The organism is [Flexibacter] sp. ATCC 35208 (genome assembly GCF_001975825.1).
In the GTDB taxonomy this organism is placed as follows: Bacteria; Bacteroidota; Bacteroidia; order Chitinophagales; family Chitinophagaceae; genus Chitinophaga.
The window spans coordinates 41,473-66,739 of sequence record NZ_MTKN01000028.1 but is presented as its reverse complement, the minus strand read 5'-3'; the positions used below and the strand labels follow the sequence as shown (position 1 = coordinate 66,739).

The window sequence follows — 25,267 nt, the reverse complement described above, 5'->3', positions numbered from 1 at the left end:
ATTGCGAATAAAAATGAAGCGGCGAAAAATTGACTTGTACCTTCGGCAAAAGTCAATTTTTCGCGGGGGGAGAATGGCCTGCGGCCGGCTAAAATCTAAATGCCGGTAAAGCCAGTAATACAAAACAACTACCAGAAAATATGGTTAGGGAAAATAAGCGTTCTGACAATAGCATGTATATCTACCAGGAGCCTTCCTGTAGACAACACCACGGCATACAATGGCAACCGCGGTATAAAATACGCACTGAAATGACCTGTAGCAGGCCTATAAACACACTTGTTAGGGGAACTAAAACAGTTGTTGAAATCAACAATGGTCTCCGGTAGATATCCGGTACCTTTACGCCATCCAGGTTTCGGATCGCTCTTTACTACTTTGAGTACAGTGGTTACAGGTTTCCTATTCTCTACAGCTTCATACTTTTTCTTGCACACATGCGCACCCGCCTGGTAAAAAGAAAAGAATATGATGATATATAGAAGAAGGTGACGCATAAGTACGAAGATACGTTTTTCTGCCCCTATCTCCGCACCTTATCCAGCAAATCGCTCAGCTGCGCAGCTTCTTCGGCACTTAATCTTTCAGCAATGTCATTATAAAAATTATCCATGGGCACATTGACTTCGTCCAGCAGTTTCAAACCTTTCGGTGTAATGTTGATGTCCATTTTACGCCTGTTGTGCGGGCACAATCTGCGTTGTACGTATTCCAGCTTTTCAAGTTTGTCGAGTAAGCGGGTCACGTCGCTCGCTTTGTCCAGCATGACTTCTTTGATGCTACCGGCAGAAACAGGTTCCGGATGACGGCCACGGATAATGCGTAGCGCATTGTAATGCTGGGGCAACAGCCCATAGGATTTCAGGTTTGCGCCGAGGGAATCTCTCAGCCAGTTACCCGTATAAAGGAGGTTCACCACCATTTTGTGATGATCATCCTTAAACTTACGCTGATTAATTGCTTGTTCAATTCTCATGTATCAAAGATATGAAATATGCCTGTTGCAACATATTAGGAGTATTCCATTCTATTAACATTATGTGGATATTTATGGTTGATTATATTTGTATATACATACTCCAACCATAAAATTATGCTTTTAAAATTGATCTCATCGCCATGGCCATGGTACGTAGCGGGGCCTATTATCGGACTTACGGTACCCTTGCTGTTATTATTGGGCAATCGCTCATTTGGCATCTCGTCTTCTCTCCGACATATTTGCGCCGCCTGTTTTCCAGCAAAAATTCCCTTTTTCACCTATGAGTGGAAGAAGGAGATCTGGAATTTGTTCTTTGCTGCGGGTATAGTGATCGGGGGATTTGTGGCAGCGCATTGGCTGGCAGATCCCTCCCCTGTTCAGATCAGTCCAAAGCTGGAAACCACTTTAGGTGAATTTGGCATCACCGACCACAACGATCTGTTACCCAGCCAGTTATTTAACTGGCCAGCTCTACTGACAATCAGGGGTTTTATCCTCATAATTGTAGGAGGATTCCTTGTTGGGTTTGGTACAAGGTATGCCGGCGGGTGTACTTCGGGGCATTCAATTATGGGATTGTCCACTTTGCAATGGCCATCTTTGGTCGCCACTTGTTGTTTTATGGCGGGTGGATTTATTATGTCAAATCTGGTGTTACCTTTTATACTAAACTTATCATGAAGAACATAAAATATACATTTGCCGGGATGCTTTTTGGCATTGTACTGGTGAAATCGCAGGTATTATCCTGGTTTAGGATTCAGGAAATGTTTCATTTACAGTCATTTCATATGTATGGGGTGATTGGGTCGGCGGTAGTTACAGGTCTTCTTTCCGTAACTATCATTAAAAAGTTCAAAATCAGAACGTTCGGTGGTGAAGAGATAATCATTCCAAAGAAGCCTTTTTCGAAGGGGAATATCTATGGAGGGTTGTTATTTGGGTTTGGATGGGCATTGACGGGGGCATGTCCGGGGCCGTTATTTGCACAGGTAGGGGCAGGATTTACCGTGATGGCGGTGGCGCTGCTGAGTGCGATATTGGGTACTTGGGTGTATGGAGTGGTGAGTGATAAATTGCCACATTAGCTGTCACGAAGTTAATATCGCAACAATTTTTAGGGTTAATATGTTAAAAAAATAGATCTAAACAGGTCTACCTATTTCACTCTTTTATACAGAGTTAAATGTCTAAAATATCAGTGAGTATTAGTTACCTAAAATGAGGGATTTTTTGTTAATTTTTGGTTAACAAACGTTAATTCATGACGTTTACCGGGTAAATTATATCATTTACCAAAATTGATTAGGCGGCACCAAGCTGTCCTATATCTTTGGTTTAGGTTTTTCATAGGATATGGTTAAAAAATTAAGGGCGGTATTCTTACCGCCCTTCTCTATTTTTGTACAGTCTTCATTTTCAGTGATTTTTACACTTTTCTTACAGTAAATAATTAATTTCTCTTTTTATCGCTTCAATAAATAACTTATTTTTGTATTTTGTTCTCAGCTGTTCCTGTATTCATTAAGCACAGCGGCTAACCAGTATAATTATGAATTACGCACTCATTACAGGCGCAAGCAAGGGGATTGGACGTTCCATAGCCATCGTATTGGCTAAAAAAAAGTATAACCTGATTCTTGTAGCAAGATCCACCAGTGAATTGCAGGTAGTAGCCTCGGAACTGATTACTAAGTACGGGGTACAGGTGGACTACCTGGGCATAGATCTCTCTGTTCCAACGGCAGCCGGTGAGTTGTTCGAATGGGTACAGAAAAACCAGTACAACATTTCTATCCTGATCAACAATGCGGGGTATGCTGTATGGGGTGAATTTGACAAGACTTCATTAGAAGATCAGAACAAGATGTTGCAGGTAAACATGCAGACACCGATGGCATTGTGTCATCATTTTCTGCCTATGCTGCTGCAACAACCTGCTGCTTACATCATGAATGTAGCGAGTACCGCTGCTTACCAGGCAGTACCAACACTCAGTACTTATGCGGCTACCAAGGCTTTCATGTTATTATTTACCCGGGGTCTCAGGGCAGATCTGAAAGGCACAAATGTATCAGTAACTGCATTATCACCCGGCCCGGTGAATACCAATTTTATCGACAGAGCTGGTATGCAGGCGATCAAAGCCACTGCAGAAAAGTATGGTATGATGCCGGATGAGGTAGCACGAATTGCCGTAAATGGTATGTTTGCAAAGAAATCTGAATTGATTCCAGGCGCACTGAATGCGGCCACAGCATTTGTCACCCGATTGGTTCCCAAGGGGATGGTTGAAAAAATTGCTGGTAATCTATATAAAAAATAAGTAAATTCATCCCTTCAATCGCGGTGCAATTTATTATTTGGGTATAAGATAAAATACTATTACCTTTACCCTACAAATTTAGTAGACTAAAGAATGCGTTACAGATCATTATCAATACAAGTACTACAACTGACCTGCTTGTCGCAAAGTAAATGGTGTCCGTATTGTTGAAAACACATGACCTATTTATCCTGTACTGACGGGGTTTTTACAAAAATTAACTATTTTCAATAATTCGTGATCAATCACCAAATCATCTATAAATTTACCACATCATGTCTACGGCTTATACTACGTTTACACTAGGTGATACGCTAACCGAAGAACAAAAAGCATTTTTTGACGAGCATGGATACATACACTTTTCCAGGTTCTTTACTCCTGAGCAGGTTCAGGAGATTATCAAAGCATCTGAAGAAGTACAGCAGAAATGGATCGCCGAAAAAAGAGAAAAAGTAAATGGAGTTCCCATCAAGTATGGTAAAGACTTGAATGGTGACCCAATTGTGCAGCGCTTTGCCTTCATCAACCAGCATGCACCTGTACTGTCCGAGGTATTGCAAGACAAACGTTTCGATGCACTTTTAAGCCTGATTGGTCCTGGTGCCCGCCTTGGTATCAACGAGAAAGACGGGATGGTGTTTAACCACTACGTAAATGGTCCGGAAAGCAAGTTCACTAAAATGGGCTGGCATACAGACGGTCTGCGCGACATCTTCATGGGTGGTAAACTGAATCCAATGCTCAATGTAGGTTTACACCTGAGCACATTAAAAGTTGAGAATGGTGGGCTGAGAATCATTCCAGGCACACACAAACAGAGCAGGCTGAGCATGCTGTTCAGGAAGAAATACTTCATTGACCACACGCCTGACAAGAATGAGATCGCTATCACGCCTACAGCCGGTGACGTAACTGTACATGATGGCCGCCTCTGGCACCGTGTGGCGCTGAGCTCTGTAATTGGTGAAGAAAGCCGCAGAAGAGTGATCTATGTACCTATCATTGCAGGGAAATATGCTCCCAAAAATGAAAACAGTCCGACCCAGTTCTACCAGCGCTTTGCTGGTATCGTAAAATAAGGGCCAGGACACAAGTAGGAATATGCGAACATTTTCTTCAAAGTTTTGAGGCAGGAATTCTATTATCTTTTCCTTATAATATATTTAAAAGCCTTTGGATGTCATGTCCAAAGGCTTTTTTAATGGGTACATCAGCCGAACCTCCTGTGCCGGCAGCAACGATGATAACCTTGGTATTTGAAGGAGATTCCTGTATACTGGTAGCGAAAATCGTGAATGGTAAACATTATTCCATCCTCTCTGATTATCCCGGCGTACCTTTTGCTGCATACGATGACGCTGGTGTAGCGGAATGGTCCTGTGAATTGGATATTTATGGAAAGGTTCGTAAGTTAGGCAATTGTTTGCTTCTGGTAATGGTGTGAAGTTAACACCGGCGCAACGTGCCAGGTTGATAAAATTGGGTGTACCACCTGAGAATATTTATAGTGGGGTGGCTTATAAAAAGAAGCCAATACCTAAGACGAAGGTGAAGTCCGGGTGAAGTCTGTGAGAAAGGCTTACAATCTGGAAAACCACGCGGAGAGAGTGATTATCAGGAATGCGCCGGAGGGGACAAAGTTTACAAGATGGGGGATTTCGTGGGCGAAGTATCAGAAGAATGAGCCGTGTAGTAATTGTAAGCCGCATGTGGAGTGTGCATCGTAGGTATCATGCATGAATTCTCAAAGAATGATCCCTGGCCTTACTGTAAGCCGCATGTGGAGTGTGCATCATAAAACAAGTAATCAATATAAATGGCATTACCTTATTCAGCATACAAAAAGAAAATTCAACCTGAGCTGGCGAAACTATCACCTGAGCAATTACTCTTCGTCGGTGTATGGACTGCCGAGTACCTGGACAGGCAGTATGGCCCTTGTTTAGATGGCGATGGGCATGCCAGAGCACATGAAGTATTGCAGGATGCGATTGGATTTTTATGGAATGGCATAGACGATCCTTCAACTATAACAGAAGCAGATTTGAAGAAGCAATTAAGGCATGTGCGGTATATTGATATTGACGACCTGGATTTTGCCAAGCCAAAAGATTGTGGGATCCTGAAGTTGATGGAAGCAGTGGAAAGTACCCTCAGCTATGCAAAGGAAAAGAAACCGGATGCGATATTGACTACCGCCTGGTTCCCGATGGATGTACTGAATGCTGTAAAGGATAGTGAGTTTGTAATGAAAGAAACGCCACCGAAGTATAAACTGGATGATCCGTTTTTTGCGGAGGAGTTGGAATCGCAGACAAAATTGTTTGCGCACCTGCAGGAAGGAAAAAATCTCACAAGTAAAGACAAAACTATTTTCCGATGATGGAACAATTGACCTTTTCTTCTTTTGATAAAACACTCAAAGAAAACTTTACCAATCTCCCATTTGAACAATGCCTGTTTTTTGGTGTGTGGAATGCAGAGTACCTGTATCACAAATATGCCAATCACCTGCTGGAACTGGAAGATGAAGAAGGTTATGAAATCCTCACCGATGCCCTCGCCTACCTGTGGGATGCTGTAGACAAAACAGCGGATATAGAAGAAGAGGAAGTAGACAACCAGATCCTGCGCCTGCATGATATTAGTTTAGACCAGCTGGACCAGGACGAAGCCAAAGGTATCGGCGTCGTGAAACTGATGGAATGCCTGGAAAGTGGGTTGGTATATATAGAAGAAAAGAACTACGAATTTATCGCAGCCTGTGCTTACTTCCCACTGGATGTAGCAGATGTGATCATGACAAATGAATTGGGACTGGATACCAATGATCCCAATAAACATATTCATCATCCGCTGATGCAGGTGGAGTTTGAAGCGGAACTGAAAATGATGGAATATTTACAGATCTATAGGGATGTAAGCAGTAAGGAAAAAAACTTATTCAGGTAGCACCTGATTACCTGAGCCAGGAAACAGGTTGTATTATCAATACGATCCAGCCTGTTTTTTCTTCTCTTTTTCATCTTCATACCGCTTCCTGTTACCCAGGATGGTCTCCAAATGTTCCTGTCCCCAGTGCAGCAGATTATTAATAGGCGGAATCAGGCTCTTCCCCAGTTGTGTCAATTCGTATTCTACTCTTGGCGGTATTTCAGGATAAAACTCCCTCGAAATCAATCCATCTGCCTCCAAAGAGCGAAGCGTAACTGTGAGCATTTTCTGTGAAATATCTCCAATACTGGTGGCGATCTCGCTAAACCGCATCTTTCCTTTGTGAGACAGTAGTTCTACTACCAGGATGGACCATTTATCACCGAACCGATCCAGCACATGTCTTATCGGACAAAAAGCCGGCTTAAATTTCTCAAAATTATTTTCACTCATAACAAGCTGATTTTCAATACCAGTTACCATTTGGTAAGTTGGTAGCTGGCAGGTGCCTTCTTTGTTAGAAGTTACACACCATTTACCTTTGGCTCTCCAAAAGAGAGTGACTCTCTTTTCTATGTAAAAGTAGGATAAATTATCTAATAAATAGTAATAAGGATTTGTGGAATTAGTTCAAGATAGGCCACCACAAAGGATTTATATTAAAATATATGTTGAAACACATTTTGTTTAAAAAAGTATATATCTTCGGTCCCGAATCGCCTGGCACAAATAGTACTTTAAAAGCGGTCAAAAGGACAGCTCAGAAGCAGGAACAATTCTATCATTTGGTTTAATAGATGAGAGGGGTCGTTAAAATACTGCTCAGGAACAAACAGAACTATCATTCGGTTTAATAGATAAAAGGGGTTCTAAAAACACTGCTCAGGAACAAACAGAACTATCATTCGGTTTAATAGATGATAGCGGTCGTTAAAACACTGCTCAGGAACAAACAGAATTATCATTCGGTTTAATAGATGATAGCGGTCGTTAAAAGACCAATATTATGAACATAGAACAATAAATTTCATTTTTAAAATAAAAGCAATCCAAAAAACACCAGCTAACATGAAAAAAATCTCAATCGTTGCATCAGCACTGTTATTATCTGCAACTGCATTCGCTCAAAACACCTGGACTGTAGACAAAGCGCACAGCAGACTGGGTTACGGCGTTACCCACCTCGGTATTTCTGAAAGCGAAGGTAACTTCAAATCTTACGAAGCTAAGATCACTGCTACTAAAGCAGATTTTTCTGACGCGGTGATCGAAGTAACTGCAGACGTTAACAGCATCAACACTGACAACGAAATGCGCGACAAGCACGTGAAGAGCCCAGATTTCTTCGACGCTGAGAAATTCGGTACCCTGACTTTTAAGAGCACTTCTATCAAGAAAGCAAGCGGTAAGACTTTCAAAGTAACCGGCGACCTGACCCTGCACGGTGTAACTAAACCAGTAACCCTGGATCTGACCATCAATGGTACTACTACTAACCCAATGAGCAAAAAAGAAGAAGTAGGTATCAAAGTAACCGGTACTTTCAAACGTACTGATTTCGGTATTGGCGCTTCTATGCCAACTCAGATGCTGAGCGACGAAGTTGTACTGAAAGCTAACGGCGAATTCGTAAAAGAATAGGTTAAACAATGGCAATGAAAAGATTAATCATATTTTCAGGAACACTGCTGCTGGCGGCAGCAGTGTTTGCCTTTAATATCGTATCTCCCCTGTGGAAAATCACTGAAAAGTACAATGTTGCTTTTAGCAGCAATGAAGTAGGTGGTATTTTCAAAAGCTTTAAAGGCACTATCAATTTTGACGAGGCGAATCTGGCAGTTTCTAACTTTGATGTAACTGTAGATGTGGCTTCTATCCAGACTGGTAATGCATTGCAGAACAAGCATGCAAAGAGCGATGAGTGGTTTGATGCAGCGAAGTTCCCTGTGATCCACTATGTATCAAAGAAAATCGTGAAAGCGGGTGCCGGTTACCAGGTAACCGGCGATCTGGAGATCCATGGTGTGAAAAAGGAATTTACCATTCCTTTCAATTTCGTGAGAAAAGGAAACGCAGCTACCTTCAATGGTACCTTTAATGTAAACAGAAATGATTTCCATATTGGTAAACCAGGTGGAGATGTTGCTGACGTCATTAAAGTAGAGCTGGCAGTGCCTGTTACGAAGTAATTTTTAAATTGAATTTATGCTGAAGAAATTATTAATATTAGCGGTAGTTTCAGGTATACTGGCAGCAGTGGCGTGTTTGGTGTATCAAAAGGTGTATACAGAGTCACTGGGTGACGGGTTTAAGAATATCGTTTCCCTGCAAAAGATATTTGCTGCCTGTATAGGTGCGAATATTGTGGCAGCAATTGGGTATTTTTTACTGAGCAAGGTGCTGAAAGGTCATACAGAAGCGGTGTTTAATATTTTATTTGCAGTGATAACAATTGCAACCATTGTGTATCCGATCGGGTATAAACTACCTTTGGATGTTGAGATGCCGGAATTGTTTCCGGGATTGGCGATTCCAATGCACTTTTTCCCTGTGTTGGGATGGATGACGTTGAAGCCATTATTTGCTAAGAATATTTAGATTAAATCCGCCCCCCGGAATTGGAGGGGCGGATTTAATTTATACAAAGGCGCTGAAGCCGGTTATGGCTCTGCCTACTATTAATGAGTTGATTTCTTTTGTTCCTTCATAAGAATAGATAGCCTCCGCATCTGCTACAAAGCGGGCTACATTATATTCCAACAGTATACCGTTCCCTCCCATTACTTCTCTTGCCCTGCTCACAATATCTCTGGTACGAAGCGAACAGAATACCTTTGCGATAGAAGCATGTTCATCATCCAGTAATCCCTGATCCTGTAACTGAGATAATCTGAATGTCATGGTCTGCATGGCCGTGAGGTTCGAGAGCATTTCTACGAGATGATTTTGTATTAACTGGAAACTGGCGATTGGTTTGCCGAATTGTTTACGCTGACGGGTATAGGTCAGGGCATTTTCATAGGCTCCTCTGGCACAGCCTACGGCTAACCAGGCTACGCCTGCTCTTGTCATTTGCAGTACCCTGGCAGTATCTTTAAAGGAGTTTGCATGAGCGAGGCGATCGCTTTCGGCAACTTCGCAGTCCTGTAAGGTGATGATACCATTTTGTACAATGCGGAGGGCCATTTTATCATGCATCTTCTCTACACTGAAACCGGGTGTACCTTTACGTAAGAGGAATCCTTTTACCTGGTTATCATCCACATCTCTTGCCCATATGACCAATACATCGGCAAAGGTGGCATTGCCAATCCATTTCTTCTGACCATTTAAGACCCACTTGTCTCCTACCCTTTTTGCCGTGGTGGTCAGGCCACCGGCGGCACCGGAACCGACTTCGGGTTCTGTGAGGCCAAAGGCGCCGATGATCTTTAATTGCTCCATACCGGGCAGCCATTCTTTCTTTTGTGCTTCGGAGCCGAGGGCATGAATGGATCCCATGGCCAAACCGTTCTGTACACCAAAGAAGGTGGCAATGGAGCAATCTACCCGTGCCATCTCCATCGCGATGATTCCTTCCATTACGAAGGAGTATTCGCCCCTGAAGGTGCCACCGCAAATATTTAATGCTGCGAGTTTGGGTATAATTTCAAAGGGGAATTCAGCTTTGAACCAGTATTCGTTTACGATAGGCTGAATTTCCGTTTCCATAAAATGGCGGACTTTCAGTTGTAGGGCACGTTCTTCTTCTGTGAGCATACCGGCAAGGTCGTAAAAGTCACCGTTTACGGGAGGAAGCTCTTTCTTATGGCCGCTACCGCTGGTGAGCATTTTCATTAATCCAGCTAGCTGCTGGTCATTCATTTTGCCTACTGCGGCCATTACTTTTGGCAGGTCCACTTTTTCGGCGATGTGGCCGAGCTGTTGGAAATCAATGTTTTTGAGTAAGTGGAATGCCTGTCTGATGGTAGAAAATTTCACTGCCATATGGGGAGGTTTTTTATAAATATAAGAAAATCCTCAGCTAGCTTTTAAAAGCCGGCTGAGGATGGGGCTATCTAAAAAACGGATAGCCTAAACAATTGAAAATAAGAATCTGAGTGAAATTTCGACAACCAGTTTGAACCCCTAACCGGGCAAGCTGACACATTAAACAATTGAAAACAACACCCTCGCTGGCACGTCCGCCGCCAGTTGTATGCCCTTAATCTGTTCTTCTATCAATTTTTCAATTTTCTTTTTTCCAAACATACTGTAAGGAAATCGTAACGTGATCTTGAATTTAATTGCAGGTTCATCGTCCTGCAACCTGTAACCAAAACGGATGTCTTTAATCTTTTCCTTCCCTATCAAATTGGAAAGAAGCTGAGCAATCTCAGATGGATGCTTTAAAGTTGTGTGTTGTTGCATGTCTGGCTAAATTGGGGCGTAACCACGCCTGTTTTTTTCAATAAATACGACGTCTACATTTCAAAGGGTGGGAATTAGGACTGGGTCTAACGGAAACATGTGTCAATTTAATCACAAAACCGGTACATTTGTGGGGCGATGCACAACACCTACAAAATATAATGAACGCAATTGAAAGTTGTATAATAACCTTATCAGGAATTTACCTCGTCAATTTTAGATGAAAATATATTTATTCACCGCGATCGAACAGGCATTTAAAAAAGAATTTTATCAGCAGATCCGGTCTCAGAATATTCGGGTGACAGGCATTACAGCCAAGATTGTATTGTTTACCACGCTTGTTACCCACATTCTTACGCTGACGTTGCCGGCGAGTAGTTCCCTGCCTGCGGGACAACAGGTTCAACTGATTATTATACAGCGATTCCTGCTTATAAGTTCAGCGGTGATTGCTTTGGCTATCTACCTGATCCGTACTAAACTGTCTTCATTAGAGCAAAACCGATACCATTTCCTGGTCATTCTCTTTGCCTTGTGTTTTATTGGGAGTTGTATGGGACTGACTTTCGTATCGCAACACAATCCTAAGAACACAATGACCATGATGCTGATAGGTTTCCTGGTCATAGCCATGGTACAGGTATTTTCATTCAGACAACTCATCACCATTTGCCTGGTTACGGGGGCAACCTTTTCCATCTTTTTCCACCTCTTCCAGGTGAACAAGGTGGCGCTGGTGGGGAACATGGTTATATTCTGGCTCATGATGTGTGCATTTCTTGTAGTTTCCAGACTGTTATATTCTTATCACGCCAATTATTTTATAAAGATAAAAACTATTGAACAGAAAAACGAGGAGATTGCAGCCGCTAATAAACTGAAGACAGAAATTCTGGGGATTGTAGCGCATGACCTGCGTAGTCCTATTTCGGGCATTCGTTCTGTACTGCACCTGATGCAGGAGTACCCTTTTACCCCTGAGCAGGAGAATAAATACCTGGCCTGGATCAGCGAGGCCTGCACTACTGCGGACCAGATTATTGAGGAACTGCTCTCAGCGGCAAGACAATCAGATGAAAACAAACTACAAACTAATTATATTTCCCTGAATGACTGGCTGGTGAATGTGCGTGACAACTGGCAACAACAAGTCAGGCACCAACAGCGGGTATTGCTGGAGTTGCCTCAGGGAGAGATAAAAGCACATATTCATACCGGCAAACTACAGCGGGTGGTAGATAACCTGCTACACAATGCAATGAAGTTTACACCTGATGGAGGGGATATAACCCTTGGCATGCGGCCGCATCGTGGAGGCGTGCGGATCTCTGTGGCAGATACTGGTATAGGTATCCCGGAGGAGATGCTACCTAATATCTTCGACCGGTTTACTTCAGCCAGGCGTAAGGGCCTTCATCATGAACCTTCCACCGGGCTGGGGTTGCATATCTGCAAGCAGCTGGTGCAGCAACACGGTGGTAATATCTACGTTTCATCACAAGAGAATAAAGGTACTATCTTTAATATCGACCTGCCTTTTACAGTGTTGTAAAGTGTTGTTGTTAACATAGACCTTAGTTACCCCCTGGATAAGGTTCCGCCTTTAAACACTACACAATGCTGTAAGCTCATGGATAAGATGTGGCGCCATTTCCACGGTCTTCCACATGTACCACCTCCAAAATGCGCGTTGCAATTGCATTAACCAGTTGCGGATCTGCTGCATAATCTGGATTTGGCTGTAAATCTCCGTTTACCTGCAGTAAATAATCGATGGAATGTTCGTCATCCAGCACTGCTTTGTAGTGCTCGATTCCTCTTGATTCATGAGGCATAACCACTACAATGTAGTTGCTACCTTTCAGGTCAAAGTCTAAGGTAAAATCTTTCATATGGCATCACTTTTAAAATGCAATACGCAAAATTGTCCATACAGCGTAATAGGTGATAGTTGTAGATTGTCTGCTGTTTTTTTTTGCGTAACCTAAATATAACAAAATTAAGGCCACGGAGTTGCAGAAAATCTATAAGTGATTAGTCTTCTTTCCCTCCTTTTTCTCCTGTGAACCAATGTTCTTTTTGTTTAAAGAGCACATTAAAGGTGGTCAGTGAGCCGTATATGCGGGTAATGTATTGTTGCATATTAACTTTGTCTTCGTCGGAGAGCAGTTTGTGGCTATTTATTTGTTGCTCGAGTACACGGAGACGATCTCTTACCATCACGATTTTATGAAAAAATACTTCTATGGGTATTTCTTTTGGTTTCAACGAAGCATCCTTTGGTTGAAGAAGGAGATTGCCACCTTCCCACCTGTCGCCAAGCGGGATGATCTCGTTAGGTTCGCCCCAGAGACGGAGGATCTTTAATAAAGAAGTTTCGACGGCGGAGGTAGTTTCCACTTCGATAGATTGGTTTTCTATGTGGAGGATTTCGAAAAGCGGATCAGTTTTATCTACTTCGATGACACCCTGGTCCATAAAGGTAACTACGTATTGTGCGTATTTGACCCCGATAATGACACCCGGACCGTGTTTAGCGTGTTGTACTCTCGAACCTTTGCCGGCGATTAATTCTTCCATGCTGTGTTGGTTTTTTACAAGGTATTGAAAAAGCGTAAGTTATCCCAATTCGACCATCGCCTTTATCACTCCCGTCTTTGGATCTAACCAGCTATTAAACTCATCTTTTACGGCTTCGAACTTTACCCTGTGTGTGATATAGGTTACCGGATCCACTTCCCCACTTTTCATATTCTTCACCACATGCACAAAATCTTCTCTTGTAGCATTCCGGCTACTCATCAATGTCGCTTCTCTTTTATGAAATTCCGGATGGCTCACGCAGATCTCTCCTTTTTGTAAACCCACCAGTACATAACGGGCGCCATGCGCCATATATTGAAAACCATTATTGATCGCTTTCTGGCTACCGGTAGCATCAATTACAACTGTAGGCATATCGCCGTTGGTAATTTCCTGCAATACGGTCATTACATCTTCGGTAGTTGGATTAATTGTATGAGCGACCTTTAATTTGTCTTTGCAGAATTGCAGGCGACCTTCATTGATATCCATCGCAATGACATGGCCACCGGCAATGCGGGCAAATTCCATGATACCAAGGCCAATAGGACCTGCCCCGATCACCAGGACAAATTCACCGGGTGTAACACCGGCACGGCGTACGCCATGAGCACCAATGGCGAGGGGTTCCACGAGTGCAAGCGCTTCCATGCTGAGGCCTTCGCCATGTATTAATGAAGAAGAGGGAACGGAAAGGTATTCTGCCATACCACCATCGATGTGTACACCACAAACCTGGATACGGGTACAGCAGTTTGGCTTGCCGCTACGGCAGGCGATGCAGGTACCGCAATTAAAATAAGGGATAAAAGTAACGGCTTCGCCAATGGTAAAACCAGGGGCGTTGTCAGCAGCTACCAGTTCGCCGGCAAGTTCATGACCGAGTATACGTGGGTATACAAAGTAAGGTTGAGTTCCTTCAAAAGCGTGGAGGTCTGTGCCACAAATGCCGATACGTTTGATTTTTATAATCGAATGGTTGGCCGTTAATGCGGGCATTTCTTTTTGACCATAATCAAATTGACCTGGCGTGGTACATGTAAGTATTTTTATCATGGTTGTAAAATAAAACAAAAAATGTTGGTTTTACGTTCGGTAAAACCAACATTTTTTGCAGGGGGCCCCTGGCCTGCTGACTGCCCGGTGAAAAGGGTTATCCTTCTTTAGGAATATTTACAGTAGCGCTATCTGTATCTTTTTTCTTTGATTTCTTTTTATCATCTTTCTGATTCTTCTTATTATCTTCTTTTTGTTGTTTTTGGTTCGCCTCTTTCGCCGCTTTTTCCTTCTTCCTGAAATACCCTCTCAATAAGAAATTATGTTTCAATGCCTCCATGTTCTGACTAAATCCTTCTGATCCTTTATGCACCGCTCTCATTGTTTTCTTCGCCTCATTCACAGTACCTTCCAGGTCATTTGCCATACTATCACTATACAACAATCTGCCTATACTTCCCTTTCCCTGATTCACCTGTGTAGCAATTCCTGCCAACTGCCCGGTTATTACTTCTGCATTGTAAGCTACGCCGGAAAGCCTGTCCAGTACCTTATCAAACTGCATCGGATCCACTGCATTGATGGTCTCCCCATCATTTACAGGTACATTAGATGCTGTGCCGGAACTAATTGCCACCAGCTTATCTCCCATCAATCCATCAGAACTGATACTCGCCACCGCACCTTTTTTAATAAAAGGCTGTACTTTTTTCTGCACGATCAAAGTTACCCGGGCAGTAGAGTCGGACAAAATATCGATATTGTCTACAGTACCCACATCGATACCTACAAACCGGATATTATTCCCCACCTGTAACCCACCTACGTTTTTGAACGTACCATATAAGGTGATCGTACTCCTGAACATATTTTTATTTCTGCCAATAAGGAAAATACCTACCAGCAACAACAGGATGGTGACCGATGTAAATATACCAACCTTCACTTTCTGAGATGTCTTGTCGCGCATACAGTATTATTTGAAAAAGTTATTAATGAGATCATCCTCTGATTTCGCCAGCTCGTCGTACGTGCCTGTGGCTATATATTCTCCATCATTCATTACCACGATCCTATCTGCTGTAATTCTTGCACAAGGCATATCGTGGGTGATAATAATGGACGAAGTATCGTATTTTTCCTGCAGGGTCACGATCAGTTCACTGATCTCCCTTGCAGTAATAGGATCCAGTCCGGTAGTAGGTTCGTCATACAGCATAATTTGGGGCCGCAGAATCAATGTTCTGGCTAGTCCTACTCTTTTCCGCATACCTCCTGACAGGTCAGATGGATATTTATCAATGGACTCTGTTAATCCTACACTGTCCAATGCTTCTTCTACCCTTTTCGTCAGTTCTGCCTTATCTTTTATTTGCAAAACATGGGTGAGTGGAAATTCCAGGTTTTCTCTTACCGTCATAGAATCATACAAAGCACCACTCTGGAAAAGGAACCCAATCTTTGTTCTGATTTCTTTTAGTTCATCTTCATTTAAGGTCGGGATCTCTTTTCCCAACACTTCCAGTTTGCCTTCATCAGGTTCCAGCAACCCTGCAATACATTGAATGGTCACAGACTTACCTTGGCCAGAACGGCCCAGTACTACTATATTCTCGCCTTTGTGTAGTTCGAGGTTAATGTCTTTCAGCACCTCATTTTCTCCAAATGATTTCTTCAGGTGCTCTATGCGAATCACAACTTCATCCATAATTAATAATATAACAGGTTAGTGATCTGTACTGCAATCGCATCTAATAAAATAATCCAGAGAGAAGCAGTTACCACCGCTGAATTGGCGGCCAGACCTACGCTTTCAGTACCTCTGCTGGCGTGATATCCTTTGTAACAGCCTACAAATCCAATGGCAAATCCGAAAAAGAATGTCTTCACCACAGCCGGTATCACATCACTGAATTCCAGTGCGGCAAAGGCTTTGCGAAAGAAGAGCGTACCGCTTACATGTCCCTGGGTATTGACGCCCAGCCACCCGCCTACAAACGCCAGTGCATCGGCCATGACAGTGAGTAAAGGTACCATGAGCGTACATGCCAGAATACGGGTTACTACCAGGTATTGAATGGGGTTCGCACTGGATACTTCCATGGCATCGATCTGCTCCGTCACTTTCATACTCCCCAGCTCTGCTCCTATACTGGAAGCGATCTTGCCTGTACAGATCAGGGCTATGATCATAGGTCCTATTTCGCGTACAATGGAGATGGCGACCATACCCGGTACAAAGCTCTCTGCACCAAATTGTTTCATGGTAGGCTGGGTTTGCAGGGTCAACACAAATCCGATAATAAAACCTGATACCGCCACCAGGGAAATAGATTTAACGCCTACTATATAACATTGATGGAGAAATTCATTCCATTCGAAGCCATTCCGAAAAATATTCCGGCCAAACTGGGTGGCAAAAGCGACCTGCTCTCCCACCGCGGCCATGTATCTATTTAAGGATGAAGTAATTGCACTTGCCATAATCGTTCGCATTAGTTCTGATGATGCTGCTACTATAATAAGATGTAATTTCATGCCACCCTTTTTTACCGGTTTTTAGTGATAAAAAGGCTGGTAAATGGGTATTATTTTACACAATTGTAGGGGGACGAGTGGGATGACCGCCGCAGAGCAGGGTGATCACTTCATTTTTTTAATATTTTTGGGACTATCATGAGAAATAGAAAATGTCAGCTTTTTATTTTAATGCTCCTGTTACTGGTGCAGTGTACTTCTAAGAAGCACAATTATGCGGAGGAGATCCCTGATCCTATGAAGAAGGGAGGGTATGTGAGCAATCCGGATCACATCATTTCAGACAATACCACAGCGGCGCTGAACGACCTGCTTGGCAAACTGGATCAGGCAGGCAAGGCACAGGTGGCGGTGGTGTTGCTGGAAAGTATTGGCAATCAGGCGGTGGAAGACGTATCACATCTTCTCTTTACTACCTGGAAACCCGGAAATAAGGAAACGAATAATGGACTGGTGGTACTGCTGGTAAAAGACCAGCATAAGATCCGCTTTGAAACCGGGTATGGACTGGAAGGCGATCTGCCGGATGTGATCTGTTTCCGGATACAACAGTCCGTGATGCTTCCTTATTTTAAGACGGATAATTATGATGAGGGGATGGAGAAAGGTTTGCAGGCAGTAGCGGAGATATTGACAAATCCGGAGGGCGCGGTGAATGTAGCGGATAATGGCGATGGTCTGGCCGATACAGCGATTGAAGCCGCTGATGCGAATGCCGTAGTTGCACATGGGGGTGTAAATGTTGTAGCTGAAGATAGAGGTGTGAATGCCGCTGTTGCTGATACGGTTAGTGCTACAGCAAACGAACCTTCTCTGACAACTGATGCAACTGACGCCAATGTTGCCACAAACAGTGCAGCGGATGAATCGCAGCAAGACCCGAATTATTTACTGCCGGACAATGGTATTTCCCGTCCTGGTGTAGGCACTATCTTCTTTTATTTCTTTTACCTGGTTTTCAGTTTGATCATATTTGGTATACTCAAAGGAGAAAAACACAAAAATGACCTTTACAGAACCACCTGGCTGGCCACAAGCTTTGTACTGTTGGTACCCGGTATCGTCATACTGATACTCTCTTATGCGGTGAATATACCTTATAGTTTCTGGATCACCTTAGGTCTCTGCTATCTGACCTGGACTATCTATCTTTCCTACAGGTATACCCTGACGAATGCCCGGGAAAAGAAACTGGAATTTGCTGACAGGCATGCCCGTTATGAAGCACTGAATATAGCACATAAGAACTTGTTATTCACTGCTTTCGTATTCCCGATCCCTTTTCTCGCCTATTATCGCTGGCATTACCAGCGCATGAAAAAACTGCGTTACGAGCCGTATGACTGCGATGCCTGCACACAACCAATGACGCTGCTGAACAGAAATAAGAAAAAAGCATTCCTGAATCAGATCCAGGCCGCAGAAGAGAAAGTTGGATCGGTGATTTATGATGTATGGTATTGTAGGCACTGTGATACTCACAAAACTATCGGGTACGACAGTATTTACAGCAAGGTAAAAACCTGCCCTAAATGTAATAATAAAACCTTTGAAGAGACGCGTACGCAAACCGTCAAAAGAGCAACCGAATATTCAACTGGAGAAGGGATACAATTTTCTGAATGCAGGTACTGTAATTATGTTGAAAAAAAGACGTTTGTAATACCACGAAAATCGTCTTCCAGCACCTCCTCTTCCTCCTCCGGGTCATCTTCCTCTTCATCCAGCGGAAGCTGGGGTGGTGGCTCATCTGGCGGCGGCGGGTCCAGCAGCAGTTGGTAAAATTTGACCGATAACTGATTTTGGTCATTGATATATATCAGGATAAATAAATACTTTTGTACTATGAATTCTGAAAAACAACTGAGGAAGGGCCCAACCTGGTGGCATCAAATTGACTTTTTAGGCATGCATTTATTGCCTCTTCTGGCATTTTTCACGCATGTAACTGCATTCGATTGGATTTTATGTGCATTTCTTTATGTAACCAGGATGTTCTTTGTAACCGGTGGTTACCATCGTTATTTTTCACATCGTACATTTAAAACTTCCCGTTGGTTTCAGTTTGTACTTGCGGGTGGTGCACAGAGTACTTTTCAGAAAGGCGTGTTATGGTGGGGTGCAAATCACAGAATTCACCACAAACACAGTGATACGCCAGAAGATCCGCATTCAGCAAATATTTATGGTTTCTGGTATGCACACATGGGCTGGATTATGGGGCCTGAGTACAAACCAACCCGTTTTGACCTGATCAAAGATTTCAAACAACCTGAACTTTTCTGGCTGAATAAATACCACTGGGTACCAGGTCTGGTATTGATGACGGTTAGTTACTTCCTGGGTAATAAAATAAATGGTACTGGTTGGTTCGACTGGCATGCAGGTCTGTCTACCTTATGGATTGGTTTCTTCCTGAGTACAATCCTCGTATACCACGCTACATTTACCATCAACTCCCTGATGCATAAAGTTGGTAAGCCAAGATATGAGACCGGTGATTACTCAAAGAATAGCGTAATCCTGGCACTGTTGACCCTGGGTGAAGGCTGGCATAACAACCACCACTATTACCAGAGTGCTACCAAACAAGGTTTCTATTGGTGGGAAATTGATATTACTTATTACATCATCAGGACTTTAGGTGTGTTTGGTATTGTTTGGGATATCAGAGGGGTGCCTGAGAAAGTGAAAAATTCTAATTTTTTAAAGGAAAAAGGCAGGCAATTAGAGCCTAGTTTTCCAGCAAATGATTCAGTAGAAGTCAATAAATAAGAGATTAAAATAATATAAAAAGAACTCTCGTCTGGCCAGGCGGGAGTTTTTTTTATGACTTTTGGGATTAAACATCTGATGTTTCAATAGAACATCCTACCTTTGTTAAACATCAGATGTTTAAGAAAGATGGCAAATACAATCAAACTGGCAGATAAGGTTATCTACCAATTGCAACAGGACATCTCGCTGGGGAAATATAAACCCGGTGAGTTAATTCCCCCGGAGCCCGTACTCATGGAGCTATTCAACGTAGGCAGGTCCACCATCAGGGAAGCGATCAAAACACTTTCCAACGCGGGGATCTTAAGGGTACAACAAGGGGCTGGCACCTTTGTATGCAGTACGGAGAATAATGAACCCCTGGATAAGCGTCTTCGGCGCGCTGCCAGGATGGAAGTAACCCAGGTGAGGTCGCTACTGGAAATAGAGATTGCAAGACTGGCTACCCAATTCAGGGATGATCAGGACATCAGCTATATTACTGCCGCCCTGGACGACAGGTGGCAGGCCATTCAATCAGAAAATTACGAAGCCGCTGCTGACGCCGATATCCGATTTCATAAATCGATCGCCCATGCCTCTCACAACAGTGTGCTTGCTGACCTATACCAGACATTTACAGGGGTAATCCGGGAATCGTTTTCACAGCGGGAGAAACCGCATGTGCAACAGTTCCAACAGACGCACCAGCTACATGCAGACCTGCTGAATGCTATCAAAAATCAGGATACCGCTGCCGCGACAAGGGTTGTGACCCAAATCCTGGAAACGAACTTCTAAACTTATTGTCATGTCAATACTATTATTTTCACTTATTCTGCTGGTCGGCGCATTTATGGCTGGCATGCTAGGTTCTCTTACCGGCCTTGGAGGAGGTGTTGTCCTCATTCCATTACTAACGATTGTATTTCATGTAGACATCCGCTATGCAATCGGTGCATCACTTGTAGCCTCTATCGCTAACTCATCGGGTGCGGCGGCGGCTTATATCAAGGAAGGTATCACGAACGTACGCATCGGTATGTTCCTCGAAATTGCCACGACAACCGGTGCTATAATCGGGGCGTTATTAGCCATCTACACACCGACTTCCTTGGTAGCGATCCTCTTTGGTGTAGTACTGCTTTTCAGTGCAGCGATGACCATCCGTAAAAAGAATGAACAGGGTGATAATACCAGCAATAGTAAACTGGCACGCATTCTCAAACTAAACAACTCCTACCCTGTGAATGGTGAAATGGTGCCTTACAAGGTACGTGGTGTAGGAGGAGGTTATGCGCTCATGACCCTTGCAGGTATTGTATCAGGGCTGTTGGGTATCGGTTCCGGTGCTTTGAAAGTATTAGCGATGGACAATGTGATGCGTATTCCGTTTAAAGTATCTACCACTACCAGCAACTTCATGATCGGGGTCACTGCTGCAGCGAGTGCCGTGGTGTATTTGCAAAGAGGGTATATCGATCCGGGAATTGCCATGCCGGTTGTATTGGGGGTATTGGCAGGTGCATTTGGTGGCTCTAAATTGCTGATGAAAATGGACGTAAAGAAACTGAGATTGCTCTTTAGCATAGTGATCAGCGCACTCGCCATACAGATGATCTATAATGGTTTAACAGGTAAATTGTAAGATGATGAAACAGTTATTTTCAAAAGAATTCTGGCAGGAAAGAGATGTTGAGATGTTTATCGGAAAACAATTACGTTGGGGAGTGATCACATCCAGCATTATTGCATTCATTGGTGGTATTATCTATTTATCCAGCCATGGTGGCGGTATGCCGGAGTATCATGTATTCAAAGGGGCGCCTGAGTATGTAAGACATTTACCGGGTATTTTTCATGGGGTAGCACGCGGCGATGGAATGGCGATTATACAGTTGGGCGTTGTGGTATTGTTAGCGACACCGATCACCCGTATTGCATTTTCTGTCATCGCATTTGCGATGGAAAAAGATAAACTTTATGTGATGATCACCTTGTTGGTTCTGAGCATTATTATATTCAGTATATTCAGCGGACTGGGAGGCTGATCCTCCCAGCCCTGCTGGCTTTTAGCTCTTTCTTTCATAATGTAGCAGCATGTTCATAGCATCACTGAATGACCCCGCTCTCACGATCTCTCCTGCGTTGATAAAGAAGATCTCGTCTGCATTTTCAATCGTATTCAATCTATGCGCGATGATCACACGCGTAGTATGTGAAGGTAATTTCTGTAAGATCTCTTCCAGCAATTGTTCAGTGACTGTATCGATATTGGCAGTTGCTTCGTCCAATACTAATAATTCAGGTTCTCTGAGTACCGCACGCATAAAGGCGATCAGCTGTTTCTGCCCCAGGCTCAGACTATCACCACTACTCAGCACAGGCGTTTCTAATCCGCCATCAAAGCGTGTGAGTAAGGTATCTAAACCCGTAGTACGGATCACTTCCTGCAACTGGTCAAGGCTATAATTCCCGTACTTTTTATTACCATAAATGATATTCTCATAAATATTGCCGGTGAATAAAAACGGTTCCTGCAGGATAAAGCCAATCTTCTGCGTACGTTCTTCATCCGTAAAGCTGCGGATATCTTTGCCATCCAGTAGCACCTCTCCTCCTGTGGGATCAAACAACCTTGCAATCAAAGATGCGGTGGTCGTTTTACCACCACCAGTAGGGCCTACCAAAGCATATGTTTTGCCGCGTTCCATTTCGAAACTGATATGATGGAGAATGTCTTTACCATCAGGATAATGAAAGTTCACATCTTTGAATGCGAGCAAGGGGGCGTTGCCATCCGTATTTGCAGCTGGAATAACATGCAGATCAGACTCCATGTTCAGGATGTGTGAAATCCTGTCCCAGCCTGCCATTGCCACCTGGAAGTTTGTATACAGAATGGCGAACTGGCGCATGGGGTTGTAGAAGTAAGTACAGTAGGACAGGTAACTGATGAGCAAACCAATAGTAAACTCATGATGAGCGATCAGGTAAATACCATATGCCAATACGGCCAGTTGGGCGAGGTTGGCGCAAAGGCTGAATAAAGGCATGAAGAAGTTATTGACCAGACCTGCTGTCACCGCGGTTTTGTATTGTTCTTTGTTCGCAATATCAAAACGTTTGCGGAAATAATCCCTGCGATTAAAGGCGATGATCACTTTGAAATTGTTCAGGCTTTCCTGGATTTCAGCGCTCATGCCACCGGTGCTCTTCATGTTTTCCGCGTTCTTCTTTTTAACGATTGGGCCAGTGATCTTTGTTATGATCAGCAATAAAATAGCAGGTGCAATGGCAGCGATACCCAGGGTAAAATGGATACTGAGCAGGAAGATAGAGGCCCCGATCATAGAAGCTAAACCACTGACAAATTGTACCAGGGATTGTGCAAAGAACTGGTTCAGTTTGTCAGTATCATTATTGATACGGGAGATGAGATCGCCGGCTTTGTTCTGATTGAAAAATGCAATCGGCAATGCCTGCAGGCGGCTGAACACATCATTACGTAGACGGTACAGGATATTCTGACCTACTTTTCCCATCAGGCTCGTCTGAAAGTAGCTGGCAGTGAGGGAAATGAGGAATATACCGAAGAGGATCCCGGAAAATAACAGTACTCCGTTGAATTCTTTATGTGTGACATAAACATCGATCGTATGCCCTATCAGGATAGGGATGGATAGGTTCATGGAAGTACTGATCAGGATGGCAACGAGTGCCCCGAACAGTGTATTCCGGTCTGGCCGCAGATAAGGTAAGAAGTTCTTGAGCGCTTTACCGGTCTTCGTTTCCTGACCGGCAGCCAGTTTATTCAGGTTGTAGCTCATAGTTGCTGGTGCTGCGTTGAGAGTTATAGATCTGCACATATTCAGGACAGGATTGCATCAGTTCATTGTGAGTACCGATTGCAATGACCTCTCCTTCCATCAGCAGGATGATCTGATCAAAGTGCACAGCGGAGGCGATCTTTTGTGTCACGGAGATCAGGGTCAGGTCAGGATAATTTTGTTGCACATTTTGCAGAATGCGCTGTTCCGTATTTGGGTCTACCCTGGCGGTGAAATCGTCCAGCAACAAGATCGTAGGATTGATGGCGAGGGCTCTTGCCAGCATCAGTCGTTGTTTCTGGCCACCGGAAAGGCTGGTACCGCGTTCAGAAACGATGGTTTCCATGCCTTCGGGGAGGGTAGTTATAAAGTCTTTGAGTTCAGCGGTGGAAATGGCTTTTTCCATCAGGGCATCGCTGACAGTTTCATTGAAAGCGATGTTTTCTTTTAAACTCATATTGAACAGGATACTATCCTGGAATACGAGACCTATTTGTTGTAATAGTCGTTCTTTATCGTAATCTTTCAGGTCAGTGCCATCGTAGGTCACCTTTCCGCCATCGGGGTTCAGCAGGCCTACGAGTACATTGAGCAGTTGTGTTTTTCCGGCGGCAGTCGGGCCAATGATGGCGGTGCGCGTACCTGCTTTCACATTGAAAGAGATATCTTTTAAAACGGGTTTGCCTGCCAGTGTGAGGTTTACATTTTCCATCGCGATATCGCCATCAATGGTACGCTGTATAGTGCCGGTATCGACAGTATCCGGAGCGTAGAGCACTTCGGCAATACGGGCATAGGATGTGGCTGATTGGGCGATCAGGCCACTCATAAAGCCGATCACTACAATTGGGAAGATGAGGATGGACACATAGCTGTTATACGCCGCTAATTCACCCAGTGACATGGTATTATTGATCACATAGTGGCCACCCAGCAAGAGGATCGCCAGCAGGGACATATTTGCCATAAAGGAGATGACAGGTACCAGACCGGCGAAGAGGCGGACTACGGACATGCCGAGCGTTTTGGATTCGCCGTTTGGAGAAATAAAGCGGTCGTATTCCTGTTGCTGAGCATTGAGAACGCGGATGAGGGCAGCGCCCATCACGCTTTCGTTGATAATTTTATTGAGGCGGTCGATGACTTCCCTGCTTTTTTTGAAGATAGCGCGCACCTTGTTTAATACCATGTAAAAGGCGAGGCCGATGACAGGGATGATGGTGATGACGCAGAGGCCCAGTTTCCAGTTCATGACGAGTAGCAGGGTGCTGGCGCCGATGATGATAAAAAGGGAAGAAGATACGGACACAATTCCTTGCGACACGAACAGTTTTACTGTGTCAATATCGGAGGTGAGGTTGGTCAATAGCTTGGAGGGGTTGGCGGCCTGGATGGCGGCGTACTGCTGGCGGGATATTTTATCGGCCAGTTTGGTGCGCTGTTCGCTGGCTACTTTCTCAGAGGTGTAGGTTTGGATAATGCTCTGGAGGTAGGTGAAAATAAAAATGAAGGCGGCAGCGAGCACAAATTCGGTGACCAGTCCGGACATGTCCAGGTGGCCGTTTGTGTAGGCGTCGATACCTCTGGAGATGAGCCATGGCAGGACCAGGTTCAGGCCATTGCTGAGCAGGGCAAGTAAGATCAGGAGGGTGACCATACCTTTATAGGGCGTCAGGATGGAGGTGATACCAGGAAGGGCCGGTGCTTTGGAAGCAGGTGGGCTTGTTTTTTTCCTCATAAGTGATTGTAATAGTAATAAGTTGCCATAACGGTGCGCCAGTGGCAGCGGCTAAATTACACCAAATTGATAGACGAAGGAGGGGTTGAGATATTTTATAATACTTGATAAATATTTGGGGATTTTTTGGGAGGGGGTGTGGGGATGGTTTTGGGGAGTGGTTTGAG

The 25,267-nt window shown here is 43.9% G+C and carries 29 protein-coding genes; 16 read left to right on the top strand and 13 right to left on the bottom strand.

Annotation, left to right across the window (positions count from 1 at the left end; translation table 11 throughout):
- Nucleotides 1–128: 128 nt before the first annotated feature.
- A complete protein-coding gene (locus tag BW716_RS18440; RefSeq protein ID WP_083724649.1) occupies nt 129–497 on the bottom strand; it encodes a hypothetical protein in 369 nt (122 codons plus the stop codon).
- A 26-nt stretch (nt 498–523) separates the two neighbouring features.
- Nucleotides 524–976, bottom strand: a complete 453-nt coding sequence (locus BW716_RS18435) for a MarR family winged helix-turn-helix transcriptional regulator (protein ID WP_083724647.1) — start codon at nt 974–976, stop codon at nt 524–526.
- Nucleotides 977–1,093: 117 nt separating this feature from the next.
- Here BW716_RS18435 and BW716_RS18430 point away from each other — a divergent pair, with 117 nt between their 5' ends.
- The 7 genes from BW716_RS18430 to BW716_RS18400 all read left to right on the top strand — a co-directional run bounded on the left by BW716_RS18430 (nt 1,094) and on the right by BW716_RS18400 (nt 6,263).
- Nucleotides 1,094–1,663 carry a YeeE/YedE family protein gene (locus BW716_RS18430; protein WP_083724645.1) on the top strand — a complete coding sequence of 190 codons (570 nt, stop codon included), beginning with the start codon at nt 1,094–1,096 and terminating at the stop codon, nt 1,661–1,663.
- A complete protein-coding gene (locus tag BW716_RS18425; protein ID WP_235643844.1) occupies nt 1,660–2,070 on the top strand; it encodes a DUF6691 family protein in 411 nt (136 codons plus the stop codon). Before BW716_RS18430 ends, BW716_RS18425 begins: the two co-directional genes overlap by 4 nt.
- Nucleotides 2,071–2,534: 464 nt before the next feature.
- Nucleotides 2,535–3,308, top strand: a complete 774-nt coding sequence (locus BW716_RS18420) for an SDR family oxidoreductase (RefSeq protein WP_083724641.1) — start codon at nt 2,535–2,537, stop codon at nt 3,306–3,308.
- Nucleotides 3,309–3,583: 275 nt separating this feature from the next.
- The gene (locus tag BW716_RS18415; protein ID WP_083724639.1) at nt 3,584–4,390 is read left to right on the top strand and encodes a phytanoyl-CoA dioxygenase family protein; all 807 of its coding nucleotides are present in this window, start codon (nt 3,584–3,586) and stop codon (nt 4,388–4,390) included.
- A gap of 122 nt (nt 4,391–4,512) precedes the next feature.
- Nucleotides 4,513–4,755, top strand: a complete 243-nt coding sequence (locus tag BW716_RS18410) for a hypothetical protein (protein WP_083724637.1) — start codon at nt 4,513–4,515, stop codon at nt 4,753–4,755.
- Between the two features lie 372 nt (nt 4,756–5,127).
- The gene (locus BW716_RS18405) at nt 5,128–5,694 is read left to right on the top strand and encodes a hypothetical protein (protein WP_083724635.1); all 567 of its coding nucleotides are present in this window, start codon (nt 5,128–5,130) and stop codon (nt 5,692–5,694) included.
- Nucleotides 5,691–6,263, top strand: coding sequence for a hypothetical protein (locus BW716_RS18400; protein WP_083724633.1), 573 nt, complete (start codon nt 5,691–5,693; stop codon nt 6,261–6,263). The genes BW716_RS18405 and BW716_RS18400 overlap by 4 nt, the downstream gene beginning before the upstream one ends.
- A gap of 36 nt (nt 6,264–6,299) precedes the next feature.
- Here the strand turns inward: BW716_RS18400 and BW716_RS18395 are convergent, their stop codons facing one another.
- The gene (locus tag BW716_RS18395; protein ID WP_083724715.1) at nt 6,300–6,698 is read right to left on the bottom strand and encodes a helix-turn-helix domain-containing protein; all 399 of its coding nucleotides are present in this window, start codon (nt 6,696–6,698) and stop codon (nt 6,300–6,302) included.
- Between the two features lie 615 nt (nt 6,699–7,313).
- On the opposite strand from BW716_RS18395, the gene BW716_RS18390 reads away from it, so the two are divergent.
- Genes BW716_RS18390 through BW716_RS18380 form a run of 3 tightly spaced genes read left to right on the top strand, consistent with a single transcriptional unit; the run spans nt 7,314 to nt 8,843 of the window.
- A complete protein-coding gene (locus BW716_RS18390; RefSeq protein WP_083724631.1) occupies nt 7,314–7,886 on the top strand; it encodes a YceI family protein in 573 nt (190 codons plus the stop codon).
- A 14-nt stretch (nt 7,887–7,900) separates the two neighbouring features.
- A complete protein-coding gene (locus BW716_RS18385; protein ID WP_083724713.1) occupies nt 7,901–8,434 on the top strand; it encodes a YceI family protein in 534 nt (177 codons plus the stop codon).
- A gap of 16 nt (nt 8,435–8,450) precedes the next feature.
- Complete coding sequence (locus tag BW716_RS18380; protein ID WP_083724629.1) at nt 8,451–8,843, top strand: hypothetical protein; 393 nt, start codon at nt 8,451–8,453, stop codon at nt 8,841–8,843.
- A 39-nt stretch (nt 8,844–8,882) separates the two neighbouring features.
- On the opposite strand, the gene BW716_RS18375 is transcribed toward BW716_RS18380, so the two are convergent.
- Both BW716_RS18375 and BW716_RS18370 read right to left on the bottom strand, forming a co-directional pair.
- Nucleotides 8,883–10,232 (bottom strand): acyl-CoA dehydrogenase family protein, encoded by a 1,350-nt coding sequence (locus BW716_RS18375; protein WP_083724627.1) that lies wholly within the window; start codon nt 10,230–10,232, stop codon nt 8,883–8,885.
- Between the two features lie 162 nt (nt 10,233–10,394).
- Nucleotides 10,395–10,655 (bottom strand): hypothetical protein, encoded by a 261-nt coding sequence (locus BW716_RS18370; protein ID WP_083724625.1) that lies wholly within the window; start codon nt 10,653–10,655, stop codon nt 10,395–10,397.
- Nucleotides 10,656–10,875: 220 nt separating this feature from the next.
- Here BW716_RS18370 and BW716_RS18365 point away from each other — a divergent pair, with 220 nt between their 5' ends.
- Nucleotides 10,876–12,210 (top strand): sensor histidine kinase KdpD, encoded by a 1,335-nt coding sequence (locus BW716_RS18365; protein ID WP_083724623.1) that lies wholly within the window; start codon nt 10,876–10,878, stop codon nt 12,208–12,210.
- Between the two features lie 76 nt (nt 12,211–12,286).
- On the opposite strand, the gene BW716_RS18360 is transcribed toward BW716_RS18365, so the two are convergent.
- From BW716_RS18360 to BW716_RS18335, 6 genes are all read right to left on the bottom strand, one after another.
- Nucleotides 12,287–12,550: a hypothetical protein gene (locus BW716_RS18360; protein WP_083724621.1), complete on the bottom strand. Its 264-nt coding sequence runs from the start codon at nt 12,548–12,550 to the stop codon at nt 12,287–12,289.
- Nucleotides 12,551–12,692: 142 nt separating this feature from the next.
- On the bottom strand, nt 12,693–13,238 hold the full coding sequence (locus tag BW716_RS18355; protein ID WP_083724619.1) for a hypothetical protein: 546 nt from the start codon (nt 13,236–13,238) through the stop codon (nt 12,693–12,695).
- A gap of 39 nt (nt 13,239–13,277) precedes the next feature.
- Entirely contained in the window at nt 13,278–14,297 is a 1,020-nt protein-coding gene (locus BW716_RS18350; protein ID WP_235643842.1) for a zinc-binding alcohol dehydrogenase family protein, read from the bottom strand.
- A 97-nt stretch (nt 14,298–14,394) separates the two neighbouring features.
- Nucleotides 14,395–15,207 carry an MlaD family protein gene (locus tag BW716_RS18345; protein WP_083724618.1) on the bottom strand — a complete coding sequence of 271 codons (813 nt, stop codon included), beginning with the start codon at nt 15,205–15,207 and terminating at the stop codon, nt 14,395–14,397.
- A 6-nt stretch (nt 15,208–15,213) separates the two neighbouring features.
- Nucleotides 15,214–15,945: an ABC transporter ATP-binding protein gene (locus tag BW716_RS18340; RefSeq protein ID WP_083724616.1), complete on the bottom strand. Its 732-nt coding sequence runs from the start codon at nt 15,943–15,945 to the stop codon at nt 15,214–15,216.
- Nucleotides 15,946–15,947: 2 nt separating this feature from the next.
- Nucleotides 15,948–16,775: an ABC transporter permease gene (locus BW716_RS18335; protein ID WP_235643840.1), complete on the bottom strand. Its 828-nt coding sequence runs from the start codon at nt 16,773–16,775 to the stop codon at nt 15,948–15,950.
- Between the two features lie 138 nt (nt 16,776–16,913).
- On the opposite strand from BW716_RS18335, the gene BW716_RS18330 reads away from it, so the two are divergent.
- The 5 genes from BW716_RS18330 (at nt 16,914) to BW716_RS18310 (ending at nt 21,583) form a co-directional block, all read left to right on the top strand.
- Nucleotides 16,914–18,557 (top strand): YgcG family protein, encoded by a 1,644-nt coding sequence (locus BW716_RS18330; RefSeq protein ID WP_083724612.1) that lies wholly within the window; start codon nt 16,914–16,916, stop codon nt 18,555–18,557.
- Nucleotides 18,558–18,683: 126 nt separating this feature from the next.
- Complete coding sequence (locus BW716_RS18325) at nt 18,684–19,550, top strand: acyl-CoA desaturase (RefSeq protein WP_235643838.1); 867 nt, start codon at nt 18,684–18,686, stop codon at nt 19,548–19,550.
- A gap of 129 nt (nt 19,551–19,679) precedes the next feature.
- Nucleotides 19,680–20,333, top strand: a complete 654-nt coding sequence (locus tag BW716_RS18320) for a FadR/GntR family transcriptional regulator (protein WP_083724608.1) — start codon at nt 19,680–19,682, stop codon at nt 20,331–20,333.
- 10 nt (nt 20,334–20,343) lie between these two features.
- On the top strand, nt 20,344–21,180 hold the full coding sequence (locus BW716_RS18315) for a sulfite exporter TauE/SafE family protein (protein ID WP_083724606.1): 837 nt from the start codon (nt 20,344–20,346) through the stop codon (nt 21,178–21,180).
- 1 nt (nt 21,181) lies between these two features.
- Nucleotides 21,182–21,583: a DUF1634 domain-containing protein gene (locus tag BW716_RS18310; RefSeq protein ID WP_235643836.1), complete on the top strand. Its 402-nt coding sequence runs from the start codon at nt 21,182–21,184 to the stop codon at nt 21,581–21,583.
- A gap of 21 nt (nt 21,584–21,604) precedes the next feature.
- Here the strand turns inward: BW716_RS18310 and BW716_RS18305 are convergent, their stop codons facing one another.
- Together BW716_RS18305 and BW716_RS18300 are read right to left on the bottom strand one after the other, a co-directional pair.
- Nucleotides 21,605–23,401 carry an ABC transporter ATP-binding protein gene (locus BW716_RS18305; protein WP_235643834.1) on the bottom strand — a complete coding sequence of 599 codons (1,797 nt, stop codon included), beginning with the start codon at nt 23,399–23,401 and terminating at the stop codon, nt 21,605–21,607.
- Nucleotides 23,343–25,100, bottom strand: coding sequence for an ABC transporter ATP-binding protein (locus tag BW716_RS18300; RefSeq protein ID WP_083724602.1), 1,758 nt, complete (start codon nt 25,098–25,100; stop codon nt 23,343–23,345). Before BW716_RS18300 ends, BW716_RS18305 begins: the two co-directional genes overlap by 59 nt.
- Nucleotides 25,101–25,267 lie beyond the last annotated feature (167 nt).

What these genes read in the sequence shown, in the direction of transcription:
- BW716_RS18440 (WP_083724649.1), bottom strand. Translation starts at nt 497, where the DNA reads ATGCGTCACCTTCTTCTATATATCATCATATTCTTTTCTTTTTACCAG.
- BW716_RS18435 (WP_083724647.1), bottom strand. Translation starts at nt 976, where the DNA reads ATGAGAATTGAACAAGCAATTAATCAGCGTAAGTTTAAGGATGATCAT.
- BW716_RS18430 (WP_083724645.1), top strand. Translation starts at nt 1,094, where the DNA reads ATGCTTTTAAAATTGATCTCATCGCCATGGCCATGGTACGTAGCGGGG.
- BW716_RS18425 (WP_235643844.1), top strand. Translation starts at nt 1,660, where the DNA reads ATGAAGAACATAAAATATACATTTGCCGGGATGCTTTTTGGCATTGTA.
- BW716_RS18420 (WP_083724641.1), top strand. Translation starts at nt 2,535, where the DNA reads ATGAATTACGCACTCATTACAGGCGCAAGCAAGGGGATTGGACGTTCC.
- BW716_RS18415 (WP_083724639.1), top strand. Translation starts at nt 3,584, where the DNA reads ATGTCTACGGCTTATACTACGTTTACACTAGGTGATACGCTAACCGAA.
- BW716_RS18410 (WP_083724637.1), top strand. Translation starts at nt 4,513, where the DNA reads ATGGGTACATCAGCCGAACCTCCTGTGCCGGCAGCAACGATGATAACC.
- BW716_RS18405 (WP_083724635.1), top strand. Translation starts at nt 5,128, where the DNA reads ATGGCATTACCTTATTCAGCATACAAAAAGAAAATTCAACCTGAGCTG.
- BW716_RS18400 (WP_083724633.1), top strand. Translation starts at nt 5,691, where the DNA reads ATGATGGAACAATTGACCTTTTCTTCTTTTGATAAAACACTCAAAGAA.
- BW716_RS18395 (WP_083724715.1), bottom strand. Translation starts at nt 6,698, where the DNA reads ATGAGTGAAAATAATTTTGAGAAATTTAAGCCGGCTTTTTGTCCGATA.
- BW716_RS18390 (WP_083724631.1), top strand. Translation starts at nt 7,314, where the DNA reads ATGAAAAAAATCTCAATCGTTGCATCAGCACTGTTATTATCTGCAACT.
- BW716_RS18385 (WP_083724713.1), top strand. Translation starts at nt 7,901, where the DNA reads ATGAAAAGATTAATCATATTTTCAGGAACACTGCTGCTGGCGGCAGCA.
- BW716_RS18380 (WP_083724629.1), top strand. Translation starts at nt 8,451, where the DNA reads ATGCTGAAGAAATTATTAATATTAGCGGTAGTTTCAGGTATACTGGCA.
- BW716_RS18375 (WP_083724627.1), bottom strand. Translation starts at nt 10,232, where the DNA reads ATGGCAGTGAAATTTTCTACCATCAGACAGGCATTCCACTTACTCAAA.
- BW716_RS18370 (WP_083724625.1), bottom strand. Translation starts at nt 10,655, where the DNA reads ATGCAACAACACACAACTTTAAAGCATCCATCTGAGATTGCTCAGCTT.
- BW716_RS18365 (WP_083724623.1), top strand. Translation starts at nt 10,876, where the DNA reads ATGAAAATATATTTATTCACCGCGATCGAACAGGCATTTAAAAAAGAA.
- BW716_RS18360 (WP_083724621.1), bottom strand. Translation starts at nt 12,550, where the DNA reads ATGAAAGATTTTACCTTAGACTTTGACCTGAAAGGTAGCAACTACATT.
- BW716_RS18355 (WP_083724619.1), bottom strand. Translation starts at nt 13,238, where the DNA reads ATGGAAGAATTAATCGCCGGCAAAGGTTCGAGAGTACAACACGCTAAA.
- BW716_RS18350 (WP_235643842.1), bottom strand. Translation starts at nt 14,297, where the DNA reads ATGATAAAAATACTTACATGTACCACGCCAGGTCAATTTGATTATGGT.
- BW716_RS18345 (WP_083724618.1), bottom strand. Translation starts at nt 15,207, where the DNA reads ATGCGCGACAAGACATCTCAGAAAGTGAAGGTTGGTATATTTACATCG.
- BW716_RS18340 (WP_083724616.1), bottom strand. Translation starts at nt 15,945, where the DNA reads ATGGATGAAGTTGTGATTCGCATAGAGCACCTGAAGAAATCATTTGGA.
- BW716_RS18335 (WP_235643840.1), bottom strand. Translation starts at nt 16,775, where the DNA reads ATGAAATTACATCTTATTATAGTAGCAGCATCATCAGAACTAATGCGA.
- BW716_RS18330 (WP_083724612.1), top strand. Translation starts at nt 16,914, where the DNA reads ATGAGAAATAGAAAATGTCAGCTTTTTATTTTAATGCTCCTGTTACTG.
- BW716_RS18325 (WP_235643838.1), top strand. Translation starts at nt 18,684, where the DNA reads ATGCATTTATTGCCTCTTCTGGCATTTTTCACGCATGTAACTGCATTC.
- BW716_RS18320 (WP_083724608.1), top strand. Translation starts at nt 19,680, where the DNA reads ATGGCAAATACAATCAAACTGGCAGATAAGGTTATCTACCAATTGCAA.
- BW716_RS18315 (WP_083724606.1), top strand. Translation starts at nt 20,344, where the DNA reads ATGTCAATACTATTATTTTCACTTATTCTGCTGGTCGGCGCATTTATG.
- BW716_RS18310 (WP_235643836.1), top strand. Translation starts at nt 21,182, where the DNA reads ATGATGAAACAGTTATTTTCAAAAGAATTCTGGCAGGAAAGAGATGTT.
- BW716_RS18305 (WP_235643834.1), bottom strand. Translation starts at nt 23,401, where the DNA reads ATGTGCAGATCTATAACTCTCAACGCAGCACCAGCAACTATGAGCTAC.
- BW716_RS18300 (WP_083724602.1), bottom strand. Translation starts at nt 25,100, where the DNA reads ATGAGGAAAAAAACAAGCCCACCTGCTTCCAAAGCACCGGCCCTTCCT.